This is a genomic window from Acinetobacter sp. AC1-2 (genome assembly GCF_016124155.1).
GTDB classification, from domain to species: Bacteria; Pseudomonadota; Gammaproteobacteria; order Pseudomonadales; family Moraxellaceae; genus Acinetobacter; species Acinetobacter calcoaceticus.
In genome coordinates this window covers 1,157,299-1,173,215 of the sequence record NZ_JABFFO010000001.1, presented here as the reverse complement: position 1 = coordinate 1,173,215, position 15,917 = coordinate 1,157,299, and the positions used below count along the sequence as shown (strand labels likewise).

General features: G+C 39.7%; 16 protein-coding genes. 10 read left to right on the top strand and 6 right to left on the bottom strand.

What is annotated here, in order from left to right; all coding sequences use genetic code 11:
- The first annotated feature begins 259 nt into the window (after window positions 1-259).
- From HL290_RS05375 to HL290_RS05355, 5 genes are read left to right on the top strand one after another with little or no spacing between them, the layout of a single operon-like run.
- Window positions 260-1,510, top strand: coding sequence for a dienelactone hydrolase family protein (locus HL290_RS05375; protein WP_198495838.1), 1,251 nt, complete (start codon window positions 260-262; stop codon window positions 1,508-1,510).
- A 12-nt stretch (window positions 1,511-1,522) separates the two neighbouring features.
- Window positions 1,523-2,308, top strand: coding sequence for an SDR family oxidoreductase (locus tag HL290_RS05370; RefSeq protein WP_017389595.1), 786 nt, complete (start codon window positions 1,523-1,525; stop codon window positions 2,306-2,308).
- 43 nt (window positions 2,309-2,351) lie between these two features.
- Window positions 2,352-3,590 carry a styrene monooxygenase/indole monooxygenase family protein gene (locus HL290_RS05365; protein ID WP_017389596.1) on the top strand — a complete coding sequence of 413 codons (1,239 nt, stop codon included), beginning with the start codon at window positions 2,352-2,354 and terminating at the stop codon, window positions 3,588-3,590.
- A 27-nt stretch (window positions 3,591-3,617) separates the two neighbouring features.
- Window positions 3,618-4,148, top strand: coding sequence for a flavin reductase family protein (locus HL290_RS05360; protein WP_017389597.1), 531 nt, complete (start codon window positions 3,618-3,620; stop codon window positions 4,146-4,148).
- Window positions 4,149-4,201: 53 nt separating this feature from the next.
- Window positions 4,202-5,149 (top strand): transporter, encoded by a 948-nt coding sequence (locus HL290_RS05355; RefSeq protein ID WP_198495837.1) that lies wholly within the window; start codon window positions 4,202-4,204, stop codon window positions 5,147-5,149.
- 55 nt (window positions 5,150-5,204) lie between these two features.
- On the opposite strand, the gene HL290_RS05350 is transcribed toward HL290_RS05355, so the two are convergent.
- From HL290_RS05350 to antA, 4 genes are all read right to left on the bottom strand, one after another.
- Complete coding sequence (locus HL290_RS05350; RefSeq protein WP_198495836.1) at window positions 5,205-6,263, bottom strand: AraC family transcriptional regulator; 1,059 nt, start codon at window positions 6,261-6,263, stop codon at window positions 5,205-5,207.
- Between the two features lie 450 nt (window positions 6,264-6,713).
- The gene (antC, locus tag HL290_RS05345; protein ID WP_198495835.1) at window positions 6,714-7,748 is read right to left on the bottom strand and encodes an anthranilate 1,2-dioxygenase electron transfer component AntC; all 1,035 of its coding nucleotides are present in this window, start codon (window positions 7,746-7,748) and stop codon (window positions 6,714-6,716) included.
- A 5-nt stretch (window positions 7,749-7,753) separates the two neighbouring features.
- Complete coding sequence (gene antB / locus HL290_RS05340; RefSeq protein ID WP_003651713.1) at window positions 7,754-8,245, bottom strand: anthranilate 1,2-dioxygenase small subunit; 492 nt, start codon at window positions 8,243-8,245, stop codon at window positions 7,754-7,756.
- A gap of 2 nt (window positions 8,246-8,247) precedes the next feature.
- Window positions 8,248-9,663: an anthranilate 1,2-dioxygenase large subunit gene (gene antA, locus HL290_RS05335; RefSeq protein ID WP_198495834.1), complete on the bottom strand. Its 1,416-nt coding sequence runs from the start codon at window positions 9,661-9,663 to the stop codon at window positions 8,248-8,250.
- Window positions 9,664-9,885: 222 nt separating this feature from the next.
- On the opposite strand from antA, the gene HL290_RS05330 reads away from it, so the two are divergent.
- The 4 genes from HL290_RS05330 to HL290_RS05315 all read left to right on the top strand — a co-directional run bounded on the left by HL290_RS05330 (window position 9,886) and on the right by HL290_RS05315 (window position 12,822).
- A complete protein-coding gene (locus tag HL290_RS05330; RefSeq protein ID WP_045432433.1) occupies window positions 9,886-10,236 on the top strand; it encodes a winged helix-turn-helix domain-containing protein in 351 nt (116 codons plus the stop codon).
- A 486-nt stretch (window positions 10,237-10,722) separates the two neighbouring features.
- A complete protein-coding gene (modA, locus tag HL290_RS05325) occupies window positions 10,723-11,508 on the top strand; it encodes a molybdate ABC transporter substrate-binding protein (RefSeq protein WP_198495833.1) in 786 nt (261 codons plus the stop codon).
- Window positions 11,505-12,197 (top strand): molybdate ABC transporter permease subunit, encoded by a 693-nt coding sequence (modB, locus tag HL290_RS05320; RefSeq protein WP_198495832.1) that lies wholly within the window; start codon window positions 11,505-11,507, stop codon window positions 12,195-12,197. The genes modA and modB overlap by 4 nt, the downstream gene beginning before the upstream one ends.
- 4 nt (window positions 12,198-12,201) lie before the next feature.
- Window positions 12,202-12,822, top strand: a complete 621-nt coding sequence (locus tag HL290_RS05315) for an ATP-binding cassette domain-containing protein (protein ID WP_198495831.1) — start codon at window positions 12,202-12,204, stop codon at window positions 12,820-12,822.
- A gap of 46 nt (window positions 12,823-12,868) precedes the next feature.
- Here HL290_RS05315 and HL290_RS05310 read toward each other — a convergent pair whose 3' ends face one another.
- Both HL290_RS05310 and HL290_RS05305 read right to left on the bottom strand, forming a co-directional pair.
- Window positions 12,869-14,473 carry a PepSY-associated TM helix domain-containing protein gene (locus HL290_RS05310; protein ID WP_198495830.1) on the bottom strand — a complete coding sequence of 535 codons (1,605 nt, stop codon included), beginning with the start codon at window positions 14,471-14,473 and terminating at the stop codon, window positions 12,869-12,871.
- Window positions 14,474-14,476: 3 nt separating this feature from the next.
- Window positions 14,477-14,767, bottom strand: a complete 291-nt coding sequence (locus HL290_RS05305; RefSeq protein WP_003651724.1) for a hypothetical protein — start codon at window positions 14,765-14,767, stop codon at window positions 14,477-14,479.
- Between the two features lie 400 nt (window positions 14,768-15,167).
- On the opposite strand from HL290_RS05305, the gene HL290_RS05300 reads away from it, so the two are divergent.
- Window positions 15,168-15,911 (top strand): 4'-phosphopantetheinyl transferase family protein, encoded by a 744-nt coding sequence (locus tag HL290_RS05300; RefSeq protein ID WP_198495829.1) that lies wholly within the window; start codon window positions 15,168-15,170, stop codon window positions 15,909-15,911.
- Window positions 15,912-15,917 lie beyond the last annotated feature (6 nt).

Below are 15,917 nucleotides of genomic sequence, written 5' to 3'. Positions count from 1 at the left end.
ATTGAACTATTTTTAGCCAGTACTCACTATCCAATAAGTCCTAATCTTCATCCATTTTTTCCAAATTAGATAAAAAGCAGCATTTTTATTTTTTATATTAAAATATTGAAATTCATTAACTTTATTCTTTTATATGTTTTATCCATTGCTATCTTTTTTCATAATTGCGCACAGATTGGATAGTGCTTGCAGCTTTTGGACAGTCTAAAAAAATATTCGGATAGAAGATAAAGCCATAACAATGTCAGGAGTTGACACTATGGCTGGTCAAACCGTTCAAATTAAAACTGCATCTGGAAAACAGTTCAGTGCGTATCTAGCAACACCAGAAACAGGAAAGGGGCCAGGGGTGGTACTTTGTCAGGAAATTTTTGGGGTGAATTCAGCCATGCGGGAAAAGGCAGACTTTCTTGCAGAAGAAGGCTATACCGTTTTAGTTCCTGATCTATTTTGGCGTGTAGCAACTAATATTGAACTGAGTTATACACCAGAAGATTTTCAAAAAGCTTTCGAGCTTTATCAGCAATATGACGAAAACCTCGGTGTTGAAGATATTCAAGACTGCTTATCTTTTTTAAAGACTCGACCAGAATGTGACACCTCTACAGGCCTTGGTGTGGTGGGATACTGTTTAGGTGGAAAGCTTGCTTATCTTGCAGGCTGTCGACTTCCGGAAGTGGCATGTGCCGTAGGTTATTACGGCGTAGGCATCGAAAAAGCGTTGGACGAGTTAGCTAATGTAAAAGGGCGCTTGGTTTTACATATTGCAGAACTTGACCAATTTACGCCGCCAGATGCTAGACAAGCGATTGTCGATGCAGCACACCAATATTCAAATGTACAAGCTTATGTTTACGAAGGTGTCGACCATGCATTTGCACGTCCAAAAAGCAATCATTATCACAAACCTTCAGCGCGCTTTGCGCACGAGCGTACAGTAACCGCGCTACATGAAACGATTGGACCGAAATATGACCTAGTTGCCTTGTGGGAAGAACATATTCGACATGAGTTCGATACGCGTGACGTGCCAGCAACTATGGCAACGATGGTCGCAGAACCGTATGTCAACCATATTCCTACCTTAACGGGTGGTGTAGGCCACAGCCAGCTTGCCCGTTTTTATCAGTACCATTTTGTTCATCAAAACCCGAAAGATATGAAGATCACCTCGGTCTCTCGTACCGTTGGCTCAACGCAAGTGGTAGACGAGTTCATTATGAGCTTTACCCACGATGCTGAAATTGACTGGTTATTACCGGGTGTAAAGCCAACTGGCAAATATGTCGAGATTCCAATGTTGGGTGTGATCCAGTTTAGAGGGTCAAAGCTGTGCCATGAGCATATTTACTGGGATCAAGCGTCTGTACTTGTTCAAATTGGATTATTAGACCCAACAAGCTTACCAGTTGCAGGCGTACAGACAGCACGAAAACTTCTTGATGAAGATATTCCTTCAAATACCTTGATGCCATCTTGGTCAAGTAGTGAAGGCAAGCCAGTCAATTAAGGAGAATCTGCAATGAATATAGATTTAAAAGGAAAAATCGCTGTGGTGAGCGGTGGCGCAACACTCATTGGTAAGGCCGTTGTGCAAGCCTTAGTTAGTGCAGGCGCTCATGTCGCTATTTTAGATATTGATGCCAAAGGCAAAGCAATTGCCGAAAGCTTTAACCATGATGTGATGTTTATTCAAACAGATTTAACCAGTGATGCGGCTATTCAACAAGCTGTGGCAGATATTCACCAACATTTAGGTGAAGTGAGTTACTTGGTGAATTTGGCATGTACATATTTAGATGACGGTTTTAAATCTTCACGTCAGGACTGGTTACAAGCACTCGATATTAATTTGGTCTCTACCGTTGAGCTGAGCCGTGCTTTATACAATGACCTAAAAAAGCAGCAAGGTTCAATCGTTAATTTTACTTCAATCTCGGCCAAAGTGGCACAAACAGGGCGTTGGTTATATCCAGTTTCAAAAGCCGCAATACGTCAACTCACACAAAGTATGGCAATGGATTTTGCTGCCGATGGTATTCGTGTTAACTCCGTTTCACCGGGTTGGACATGGTCTCGTGTGATTGCAGAAGTCAGTAGCAATAACCGTGAAAAAGCCGATAGCGTGGCAGCCGATTATCACTTACTAGGCCGATTGGGTCATCCCGAAGAAGTCGCCAATGTTGTTTTGTTTTTATTGTCACCCGCTGCGAGTTTCGTCACCGGAGCAGATTATGCCGTCGACGGTGGATATTCAGTGATGGGCCCTGAAGGATCACAGCCCGCTATTCCACGTTTAGCCGAATAGCACAGCGTTTTAAAAGCACATTTAGAAAATTATGGAGAAGATTATGCGCCGTATTGCAATTGTTGGAGCAGGACAGTCTGGTTTACAGCTTGGTTTGGGCTTACTAGATACAGGTTACGACGTGACAATGATCACAAACCGAACTGCCGATGAAATCCGTCAAGGTAAAGTCATGTCAAGCCAGTGTATGTTTCATAGCGCTTTACAAACTGAACGTGACTTAGGTTTAAATTTTTGGGAAGAACAATGTCCAGCGGTGGAAGGCATTGGGCTGGCTTTAGTTAACCCTGAAAATGGTGGTAAAGCATTTGAATGGAGTGCTCGTCTTGAGCGCTACGCTCAATCGGTCGATCAACGCGTCAAAATGCCATATTGGATGGAAGAGTTTGAACGCCGTGGCGGTCGATTAGTGATTCAAGATGTGGGTATAGAAGAATTAGAACAACTCGCAAACGACTACGAGCTTGTATTACTTGCGGCTGGTAAAGGCGAAGTCGTTAAACAATTTGAGCGTGATGATGCACGTAGTGTTTTTGATAAACCTCAACGTGCTTTGGCATTGACCTACGTCAAAAACATGAAGCCAATTTCTCCATACTCTCGTGTGACTTTTAACATTATTCCCGAAGTCGGTGAATACTTTTCATTTCCTGCACTCACTGTAAATGGTCCTTGCGACATTATGGTGTTTGAAGGTATTCCAAATGGTCCAATGGACTGCTGGCAAGATGTCAAAACACCTGAACAGCACCTGCAATGTAGTTTGGACTTACTCAAGAAATTTGTGCCTTGGGAATATGAACGTTGCACAAATGTTGAGTTAACCGATGCAGATGGATATTTGGCAGGGCGTTTCCCACCGACCGTACGCAAACCAATTTTGACATTACCCTCTGGCAAGAAAATTTTTGGTATGGCAGATGCCTTAGTGGTCAATGACCCAATTACCGGTCAAGGCTCAAACAATGCTGCTAAGTGTAGCAGAATCTATTTCGATGCCATTTTAGCCAATGATAATCAAAGCTTTAGCGAACAATGGATGATTCAAACCTTTGAACGCTATTGGGCTTATGCAGAAAAAGTGGTGGCTTGGACCAATAGTCTGTTAGTACCTCCAGAGCCGCATGTGGTTGAGCTATTAGGAGCTGCAAGCCAAAACCAGAGCATTGCTTCAATTATGGCCAATAACTTTGATGACCCGCGCTCTTTTGCCCCTTGGTGGTTTGATGCAGATCAGGCTCAAGCATTCTTAGCTTCAAAAACCATAGCAAAAGTGGCTTAAGGGCAAACAGCAAAGGGAGATTTAAAAATGGACGCAATTGAAACTTTAGCTTTACAAGCGATTAATGCTGAAAACCCAAGAGAAATCCGTAACTTACTTGGACAATTTGCAACTGGCGTTACCGTGATTACAACTCGTGGTAAAGATGGTCGGAAAATAGGAATGACAGCCAATTCATTTTCATCGCTGTCTTTAGATCCGCCATTAATTTTGTGGAGTCTTTCAAAAACAGCGCCAAGTTTGTCTGATTTTGTAGAAGCTGAATATTTTGCCATTCACATGTTGGCACAAGAGCATCATCAGTTATCCGGACATTTCGCTCGAGGTGCTGAAGACAAATTTGCCGGCGTTGCACATCAGCAATGTAATGCGGGCGTTCCAATTTTGACCGATGCACTCGCAACCTTGGTTTGCCGCAATGTAAATCAGTATGAAGGCGGAGATCACCTGATTTTTATTGGACAAATTGAACAGTACCAACAACGTCAAGGCGAACCTTTGGTATTTCATGCAGGAAAGTATCGGATTGCCGCAGAGCATCCAGAATTAGCACATTAATTCACCATAATCACGATCAATCCGGTCGTGATTTTTTTATAGGAAATAAGAAGATGAAAAGCACTTTAATTAAACATGGCTTTTTAGCAGGGACATTATTGGGTTTGCCTTTGGTTACACATGCCTATGATTTACCGACCGTAAACTTAGGTATGACCAGCTTTCTCGATGGCGGATTACCCGCAGGACCCGGCTGGTATGCTCAAACCTACTTTCAAAATTACGATAGCAATAAATTGGTTGATCGCGAGGGGCAAAAACTCGGTTTACCTAAAACAGATTTAAATTATCAAGTACTGGTTGAGCAGATTAGTTATTTATCGAATGTCCGAGTAAAAGATAAAGCCAGTCTAGGCATAAATTTTCTGGTTCCTTTTGTCAGCAAAATGGACATGGATGATGGCTTGAATAATGCTGGAATTAAGGCCCAAAGCGGTTTTGGGGACATTATGATTGGGCCTTTTATTCAGTTCGATCCAGTCATGGGCGCACAAGGGCCGAAGTTTGTGCATCGTTTTGAGTTTCAGGTAAATTTACCCACTGGCGAGTATGATCAGCAAAAAGATATTAACCCAAGTAATAACGCTGTTTCATTTGATCCTTATTGGGCTGCAACATATTGGTTTAACCCCAAATGGACTGCTTCAACACGCATCCATTATCTCTACAACTTTAAAAATGACGACCCAAGCTATGCTTTTGCTGGAGCAAATGATATGCAAGCTGGGCAAGCAATTCATGCAAACTTTGCAACGGACTATGCCATTACCGAACAGTTCCGCTTAGGACTAAATGGCTATTGGCTAAAACAAGTCACGGACACCGAAGTTGATGGTGAAAAAGTCAAAGGTCGACGTGAGCAAGTCTGGGCGATTGGTCCAGGTGCGATGTATAGTTTTTCTAAAAATGACCACTTGGTTGCAAATGCTTATTTTGAGCAAGATGCTGAAAACCGCCCAGAAGGTACGCGACTACAAGTTCGTTATGTTCATCATTTTTAAGCCATAAGAAAAGCCTTTTATATCAACAAATATAAAGGGCTTTTATCTATTTGTTTTAAGAAAAATTTGAAGTAATTAAGCCTGTACCTTCACTTTGACCAGAGCGGCGAGTAGAAGAAGGTAATTCACCATAACGGCGCTTATATTCTTGAGAAAAACGGCCTAAATGGGTAAATCCCCATTTAAATGCGACATCTGTTACTGATAGATTTTCATTATGCATAAGCTCTAAATGAGCTTGTTCAAAACGTAATTCTTTTAGATAAGACATTGGGGTCGTCCCCAAATAATTTTTAAAACCAGTAAATAACGTTCGAACACTCACACCTGCATGTTCAGCCAAAATTTCAACATTAAGCGGTTCATGTAAATGTTCTTTAATATAGGCTTCTGTGCGTTTCACGAAATAAGGAGAGATCGTTTTTTCTTTATAATGATCAATTTTATGTAATGCATTATTAGGTTGACCATAAATCAGTGCATTAAACAGATTTGACTCAAATTGTTTAAAGGCTAGAGGGTGATGGAGTGGATGTTGTTCGCATGCTAAAGCATCCATCAATGTTCTAACGAGTTGTAAAAAATAGGCTCCACTTTGTGTTGCAAAGTCTAATTTTGGGTCGAAAACGAGTAAGTTGTTTTCTGAATCGGCAATGTGCTGACGGCAATGGTAAGTAAAATCATCCTTTGAAACTTTTAGAATGAGCTGCGGTGAGTTCGCGTGCCAGCGCATACGTAAAGATTGCTGAGGGGAAATAAGAGAAGCAACTTGAGAATAAGAAATAAACTTTTGCGAACCAAACTCGATTTCTGCGTAGCCTTGAGTTGGGATTTGAATTAAGTAAAAGTTATCAAGATGATCAGGTTCAATAATGACATCCGCACCATATTCCAAGCGACTAATAGACAGGGCACCTGTTTTAACATGGTGCATGGTTGCACTGAAATCTCGCTTCTGTTGAGAGATTTTAAGATCATGCGGTTTAAAAATTTGCCCTACATTTCGGCAGGTTTCGCTTAAATCGTGATGATCAAACACCAAATTATGATTGGTAAAGATAGACTCATTTTGAAAATGACGTCCACTGAGTTCTGGGGAGTTGGCTTGGTTCATATTTATCCCTTTTGGCTCACTCCTGTATTTACTTGTGTTGCAGAAGCTCTAAAACTTCGCTGTGCAGCAAGTAAATACGGCACTTAAAAAATTAAGTTACTCGCAAATTACAATAAGATATAAGCAAAATATAGACCAATTTAACCGCTAATTAATGTGATTTTCTCAAATTTTTAATTCGGATTTTGTCCATTAATTTAATAAATTCGAGAAATAGAATAGAGGGATATAAAAGGCGCTATAAGCTAATCTCATCATGATCTTATTCCTTAAGATCTATCAAAATTTATAGCAAATCCGAGCGAACTGGTCAATTTATTTTGTCGGAATTTGTTGTTTTATATTATTGAATATAAAGGTTTTTTATTTTTTAAATAAAAATTCAATATACCCTTTACAGAGTATATTGAATCATTTCAGGTTTCAGTGGTTTTTAAATTATTTATACTTTTAACGTGAGGTATTGCTCTGTAAAAACTTCTCGCTGTAAATACGGTAGTTTTGCAGGGCTTGTTCATCTAACCAATTTTTTACGGCTTCAATCATTGGCGGTGGGCCACATAAATACATATCAAAAGCCTGTTCAGCCAGTTGATCTTTATTTAAATGCTCATGAATATAACCCGCTTTACCTTGCCAAGTTTCCGTTGCCTTAGTCACAATCGGGTGATAGCTAAAGTTTGGAAGCTGTTCTGCGTAGGAATGTAAACGCTGTTGTTCACATAAATCGGTTTCACTATTTACGCCGTAATACAACTGAACGGCAGGTGAGTTTGGTTGATCAACCAAGTTATCAAGCATTCCCAAGAAAGCTGATAATCCTGTTCCACCAGCAACAAAAACCAATGGTCGCTGTACTTCGCGCAAATAGAAACTACCTAGAGGTGCTTCAATGAATAGGGCTTGTCCAACCTGACAGCGATCACGCAAGTAATTGCTCATGACACCGTCTGGCAATAGACGAATTAAGAATTGCAATTGATTGGTTGCGTTCGGTCTATTGGCAAAAGAATAAGAACGCCAATCTTCAGTTTCAGGAATTTGCAAACGAGCATATTGTCCCGGCAAAAACTGAAGTTGCTCAGCATGACTGCTTGCATCAAGATGCAAAATTGCTGTTGTCTCAGAGACCAGCTCAACCGCGGTAACTTTGGTTTCAATTTTTAAGGTATCGCCAGCATTACAAATGGCAGAATCATGATCGAAATAAAAAGCTGCATCGGATTTCACACGCGTCTGGCAAGCTAACATTTTTCGCTCGGCCAAATCACGTTCACTTAATGCATCTTCATCAACATATTCTTGTTCATAAATGCCTGTTTCACACTGTCCCTGACAGGTACCACAAACACCTTCACGACAGTCTAACGGTAGGTTAATTCCTTGGCGAACTGCTGCATCAAGCAACAATTCGTCCTTATTTACCGAAATGAAAAAGGTTTTGCCATCGGCAAAGTTGAGTGCAACTGAATGTCCCATTTTCATTCCCCTTAAACGTGATAGAAGTCTAAAACGGAATCAATCTTGTCATTAAGCAAAATGCTGTGCTGACGACGAATGCGGAAACCATCTGCTGTTTGACGTAAAAGATAAGTAGCGTGTCCGTAAAAACAGCCTTCTAGACCTTGACGGTTATACAGTGTTTGCCATGCAACTTTTGCTTCAATTAGGCCATCATCAAGTGTTTTAACTCGAATGTTATTCATGCTGTGTAACGTGCGTGGTAATGGCGTTGCCGAAGCTGCTTTTCCTGTACGAATACGGAATACACGGTCTTCGAGTCCAGTGCGGTCTGCGTAATAAATATAAGACAAGCCCTGATTCGGATCTTGAACATAGTTATGGTCATCAATCCATTGCGGAATATGATATTCACTATCTTCATCGTAAAGTTCTAAATAGGCATCCCAGTCATAAGCATCACAAAGTTCTGCTTTTTTGTACAAAAACTGAGATACAGCAAAATATAGTTCTTGTGACATGGTTACACCTCATCCATTACGGCATTGTTTTCGAAAGTAATATCCTGCATTTTCAGCGCTTTCTTGTTTAAGCCATCGAGCATTAGACGTTGCCAGTGTCCATGTTGATTTACATAGAGCCCTTCATGGGTAAACTCACGGCCAGTAATGACAGGTTCAATGCCTAAGTCTTGTGAGTTTTTGGTCGCTCCATATTCCCAAGACTGACAACCACGAGAAATATCGCTCCAGCGTTCAAGTCGTGCCTGAAAACCTTTTTGCTGTTCACGAAATTCGACTAAATCGTCTGGTGTACCAAGACCTGATACATTAAAGAAGTCTTCAAACTGGCGAATACGGTTACGGCGTGCTTCAACAGATTCACCTTTAACACCAATACATTGACTGATGACTTCAGTTTTATTCCAAGCGACAGGGCGAATAATACGAAGCTGTGAACTAATTTGATCCATAAAGAATAGGCTAGGGTACAAGTTCAAGTTTCTTAAACGATGCATTGCCCACTCAGCATATTTGTCGCCATATTTTTCGACTAAATAAGGCATAACTGTGCTGTAACCCGGACGAACTGTTGGGTTCGGCATATCACTAAACAATACGCTATGACCATTTTTGAAGCTGAACCAGCCATCATCAGTCTCGGAATCACCCGCACCTAACTTGCTATAGTCAAGCGTATCAAGTTCAGCACCTTTTGATGCATTGACTTGTTGGCGATGTTGGACTGTAGAGACATAGTTATAGTGAACAGTACTTACATGGTACCCATCTAAGCCATTTTCGTTTTGTAGTTTCCAGTTACCTGCGAAGGTATAAGATGATTTGCCTTGCAATACTTCGAGTTCGCCTGTTGGTGACTGGTTAACCATTAAATCAAGGAACAGTTTTGCATCACCCAAAAAGTCTTCTAGTGAATCTGTTGCTTGAGTATCAAGGCTTACAAATACAAAACCACGGTAGCTGGCAATGCGGCCTTGTTTTAAACCACGGCTTGATTTATCAAAATCTTCACAATATTCACCAGGTGCTTTGACTTTCACCAAGCGGCCATCTGATTTGTAGCACCATGCGTGGAATGGGCAAGTAAATGTAGATTGGTTGCCTTTAGCAACGCGTGTTAATGTTGCGCCGCGGTGCTCACAAGCATTGACCATGGCGTGTAATTCGCCTTTACCATCACGGCTCACAATAATCGGCTGACGACCAATTTGAACTGTTAGGAAATCATGATTGTTTGGAATCTCACTTTCGTGACATGCATAAATCCAAACCTTTTCAAAAATAAGTTCCATTTCCAAGTCAAATAGTTCAGGCTCAGTAAACATATTACGTGCAATACGAAACACACCATCGTTAGGACGGAAGTCGATACATCCATCTACAAAATCATTCCATTGTTTTAAATTAGATGAGGTCATTTGCTCAATCCTATTCATTCAGCTTTTAACTGATTGAACCGCGATTAGACCTTTACCTCTATCCGTTTTTTCCAGATCTTTATCCACTTTGTGCAGTTTTGATTTTTTAATAAAATTATTTTCAAGGGAGTAATGAGGATTCTAAATTTGTATGGTGTCTTATCTTCTTAAACTTCCCTATAATCCTAAAGAGCATAAAGTGAAACCTTGTGAGTTAAGCCTATGAAAGAACAAAACTTAAAATTACAGATTAGAATTCTTTTAGAGCAGAACATCGCATTTGGTCCTGGAAAGGCAGACTTACTTGAGGCAATTGAGAAAACTGGTTCGATCTCACAAGCGGCAAAATCTATGAATATGAGCTACCGCCGTGCATGGCAGTTGGTAGACACCATGAATCAGTGCTTCGAAACAGCTTTAGTTGAAACTCAAACGGGTGGAACACATGGTGGTGGGGCAGCGGTCACAGCTTTAGGCTTGAAAGTCTTACAACACTACCGACAAATGGAAATTAATGCTCGACAAGCCTTAGAACATGATTATCAAATTATGAGTAGCTATTTAAAAAATTAAATTAAAAGACTTTGTAGTGACTGAATCTTTTTTAATTTGGTATAACTTTTGCTTAATAAAAAGTGCACGCTGAAAAAGCACTGCTGCAATTTTCAGTTACACAGACAATGGCGTCTATTCTGTACTATCGTAAAAGATGGTCGGGAATAGGCGTTTTTTATTGTGTATCTAAAAAAGTGGCTGGCATAAACGACTGATCTGTTTACAGATCTTTATGGTCATCGCTATGTGATTTTTGGCATGGTGATGACCATAAAACTAATGAAATTATTCACTAATATTTAAAGAAAATGAGTTTTATATAGTGCTCTTAAATGGTTAACGCCGCCACAGAGTGCACCAAAATGAAGATCAAAATACGAATTGCACTATTTACCTTCATTCCGGTCATCTATATTTAACGAATTATGCTTTTCATAATCTTTGTGTAGCGCTATATTCTTGGGTATATATCGCTGCAAAAAAAGACAAAAAAGGTAAAACATAATGGTAAGTAATACGAAGATAAAAAAATTGGCTCTAGCTTGTTCGGTGCTCAGCATAGGATTGGTTTTTAATATTCCAGCCAAAGCTGAATCGGTTACTGTTTATGCAGCAGCGAGCTTAACTAATGCAATTAACGATTTAGAAAAAATTTACGAAAAACAAAATAATATAGAAGTCAAAACTTCGTATGCAGGTTCATCGACATTAGCTAAACAAATTGAAGCTGGGGCACCAGCCGATATCTTTATTTCAGCCGATACCCAGTGGATGGATTATCTACAAAATAAAAAATTAGTTGCTGCAAATGACCGTATAAATTTATTAGGCAACCGTCTGGTTCTAATTACCCCTAAAGGGCAGTCACTAAATGTAAAACTAGATAAAACCACCGACCCAAACAAAGTGTTTAAAGGCAAGATTTGTACAGGGGATACCAAAAGTGTGCCTGTAGGCAAATATGCTAAACAAGCTTTTACCAATTTAGGTTGGTGGAGCCGTATTGAGCCAAAGTTAGTTGAAACAGAAGATGTTCGAGCGGCATTAAACTTTGTTGCGCGTGGTGAGTGTCAGGTTGGTATTGTTTATGCAACCGATGCAGCGATTAGTAAAGACGTGAAGGTAGCAGGCGTATTTCCAGAAAATACACATTCACCAATTATTTATCCTATAGGGATGATTAAAAAGAATTCGAACTCAACAAAGTTCTACCAGTTTTTACAAAGCAATCAAGCCAAAGCTGTTTTTAAAAAATATGGCTTTAGCGTGTTGGCTCCAGCAAAACCATGATGTTCTCTTTAACCCCAGAAGAGCTCAGCGTGCTACAACTTTCTTGTAAGGTAGCGGCAAGTTGTCTTGTGATCAGCATTATTCCTGCAATTTGTGTGGGATGGTTTTTGGCACGTAAAGAGTTCTGGGGTAAGTCATTCATTGAAACATTGGTCTTTTTACCATTGGTACTGCCCCCGGTTGTGCCAGGTTATTTGCTATTACAAGTCTTTGGAAACCGCGGCATTATTGGGCAATACTTAGCACCTTTAGGATTGGAGTTTGCATTTAACTGGAAAGGGGCAGTTCTTGCTTCGGCAGTGATGGGTTTTCCACTCTTGGTGCAATCAATTCGCCTAGCGATTGAGCTAGTTGATCAACGTTTAGAAATGGCAGCAAAGACATTAGGTGCTTCATCTTTAGGGGCATTTTTTCATGTCACTTTACCACTCGCTAGTAGTGGTATTTTAATTGGTGCCATTTTATGTTTTTGTCGTAGTTTAGGTGAGTTTGGGGCCACCATTACTTTTGTTGGCAATATCTCTGATGAAACAAGAACCTTACCTTTGGCCATGTATAGCCTGATGCAACAACCAGATACAGAGACTGTGATTCAAAGGCTGATTGTCTTATCTTTAAGCGTGGCATTTTTAGCGCTATGGTTTGCACAGTGGTTTCATCGTTATCAAAAAAAGCGCTTAGGGCGGTAGAGTTATGTTGATTGATTGCCGTTTTCAGCTTCAAATGGGTCAATTTCTTATTGAACCTAGTTTCCAGTCAGATGCTTCTGTTATTGGCTTATTTGGTGCCTCTGGTTCTGGTAAAACTTCAATATTACATGCCATTGCAGGATTAAATACACCACGTAGTGGACTCATTAAAATACAGGGCCAAACATGGTTTGATTCAGATCAAAAAATTAATTTGAGCACGCAAAAGCGCCATGTTGGACTGGTTTTTCAAGATGCTCAACTTTTTCCGCATAAAACGGTAAAGCAAAACTTATTATTTGGTTTTAAGCATCTTTCCCAACAAGAACGTCACTTTGAAGCAGATTACATTATTGAGTTATTAAAGTTAGGGCACTTATTACAACGTATGCCAATCAAGCTCTCAGGAGGTGAAAAACAGCGCGTGGCACTGGGTCGAGCATTGTTATATTCACCTAAGCTGTTATTACTTGATGAGCCTTTATCAGCACTAGATGCGAACCATAAAGCTGAAATTATTCCTTTTTTTCAGAAAGTAAAAGAGGAAATAAAAATTCCGATGATTTATGTGAGTCATGATATTCAAGAAATTAAACAACTGACCGAAACAATGTGGATTTTATAAATTTTCATATTTCACACATTATTTCAGTCTTGTCGCTTTATGGTTGTTAGCTAGCCCATAAACTGCCAGTTGGAGCAGATTTTAGACGATCTTGGGCTTGTTGATAAAAACGCCAGAAAGCCAAAGCAAAAATGACAGCCAAGAAATCAACCAGCAAAATTTCTCCACCATGTACCCATAAACCACTTTGTGGAATTAAGTAGGCCGCAAGAGACGTAAGAGGAATCGCAAATAACACCAAAACCAAGGTTAACAGCAGTTGAGGTAAAGCTTTTGCATAGCCAATGACAAAGGTATAAGCCAAGGTCAGTAGGAAAATTGCATAATAACCATACATAAAGAGGTGATTCATACTTTCAATATTGAATGCTGCGAAAAGCCAACGACTGGCCAACATTGTGCCCACTACTGCTAAAACACATCCTAAGCACGCACCAATGGTTAAGTTCGCAAGGAACACTACATCTTTACGCTGCACGGGAATAGGATCTTCAGCACGCTTTTGCTTACGTGCACGAGTTTCAACCCAAAGAATGTTGCCCGTATAAAATAAGAAAGCACCACCAACACCTAAAACAAAATAGATCCAACGTACGCCTGTGCCACCAAAACTCCCAAAATGTAGGCTAAACATTGCATTGATTAACTTATTACCAGCATCAGTCTGTGTGTTAATACCTTTATGATTAAAGTGCTCAACCGCGTACGGGTTCATACGCATAAAGTCTTGATTCGCACCACGTAACATCTGATCTGAACTATATAAAGCTATACGTGCATTGGCTTTTTCAGGTTTATCTAGGCCACTGAACTGGATATAGTCAACTGAATATTCAGGCGCAACTTTTTTGGCTTGAGCTAATATTTGCTGCACATCGATTTGTGTTTGTTTAGGCTGAATAAGCGCAGGGGGAGAACGCTGAAAAACAGGCTGTCCTTTTAGAGCAAGTTGTCCAATAGCATCATAAAAAAAGTCATGAAAAGCAAAGACAATTACGCTAATACTAATAATGATGTGGAACGGTAGGCTGGTAATTCCAATCACGTTATGCGCATCTAACCAAAAGCGCTTTTTATTCTTACCAGGGCGAATGACAAAGTAATCTTTCACTAATGTTGGTAAAAGTATGATTACACCCGAAAGCAGAGCAAGAAAATATAAAATCGAAACCACACCCATCACATAGAGACCCAATCCGTGATGGCCTGCCATGCCAGGTATACCTGCTGTTTCATGCAGCTGTTCTATCAGCCAACCTGCTTTAGATAAGTTTTCTTGAGCAACAATTAATTGACCTTTGTCATCTAAGCTTGCCATCCACGTGGTCTGAGCAGCATTAAAGCCATCTCCACGTTCATGTTCACTCCACGTAATGGGCGCATAGTGAAACTCATTCGACGATAAATTTAGTGTGAAGTTCTTTTGTGCAGCAGGATAGGCAGCCTGTACTTTCTGAATAACCTCATTATATTGGTTGGGTAAGACTTTAGGTAAAACTTGCTGCGTTGGCGTAGCCCACTTACTAATATGGTGCTGAAACATGCTGAGGCCGCCAGCAAAAAAGCAGATAAAAAGCAAAATCCCTGCACATACACCCACCCAAGTATGCATGCTTTTTGCAAGTTTCATGATATCCGAACGTACTTTCATTGTTTAACCCCGAATTAGAAACACACAGCTATAAGCCAGTACGTTGGCAACAAATAAATAAACCATTGCTTGTCTTCCTGTCACAAAGAAATAGGTGCCAAACATAATTGGCATCCAAACCCAAGGAACACTCCACATGCCTAATTGGGCCAAAAGATCCATCGAAATATAAGGCTGCCCCAATAAAACAATCAGGTTGCCAAAAGCAATGGCAAGGCTTAACCCTAGAACACCACCAGCAAAGGTTTTACTCCACCAGTCTGGCTGAATAGGAGACTGAATTTTAGCTTTCATGAAACCAGTTTCCGTTTAAAAAGCGCCATAAAAGGAAGGAACGACCATGCAAAAATGATAAGCATGAACCAACAAAAAGCGGCAACAACTTTGGGTAAGCTGGCAAAGAGTGCAATTAATCCAATGATTAAAAACAACAGGCCTAAATACTTAAATAGAGTGGGAAGATGTTGAGATAACAGGTTTTGGTTGCTATGACTACAATAGACACTGACCGCTCCCAACAGGGTCAAAAAAAGTCCTATAAGTTTCATGATCAATATTTTTAAATAAATTAAGGGGAAAATTTATCCAATAGTATAAGTAAATAATAATTATTATCAAATGATAAATATAATTATTTATAGATATGTTGCCATGCGATAAGATAGGAGATAACTCGTTAAAAATTCTTTATTTGATGTCAAATGCTGTAAGTGATTATTTATATATTCCTGAGTCTCTTTGTGGCTTGATTTTCGAAATTTCTAAACCAATTTTATTTAAAATGCCGTTCTATTGTTATGGTTTAGACTTATTAAAAACACTGAATTTACATATAGATCAGCAATTAGAGCATCCCCAAAAAATTATTCAAGCCCATCCTAAACGCCAACATGAATATTTATGTGGAAGGATATTGGCTCAAGCTGTTTTAAAACATCATTTAGATTTAGATCAGCCACTAACATCTATGCACGAACATTTGCCCATCTGGCCACCCCATGTTTTGGGTAGTATTAGTCATTCACAAAATAAGTTGATCGTTGCGCTATCTCACAATGCGATTTATTTGGGAATTGATATTGAGCACTGGGTAAGCTCTGAATTTGCTCAAGAGAGTGCACATCTTATTTTAACGCCTTCTGAACTTGAACTTTGGAAGATTAAAGCCTCTGAGTTTTTTGATTTTTCTCAATTTGTAAGCTTAATCTTTTCTGTTAAAGAAAGCTTATATAAAGCTGTATATCCTATTGCTAAACAATACATCGATTTTTTAGAAGCTTCTGTAGTGGATATTGATTTTGAAAACCAAAAATTATTTTTAGTTTTTACATCAGAAATACGAAATCGGCATCAACTCTTAGAACATTATCAAGGCGGCTGGAAAGTGGAACAAGACCATATTATGACTTGGGTTTTTAAAGCGAATACATCTGCTTGAAACAAA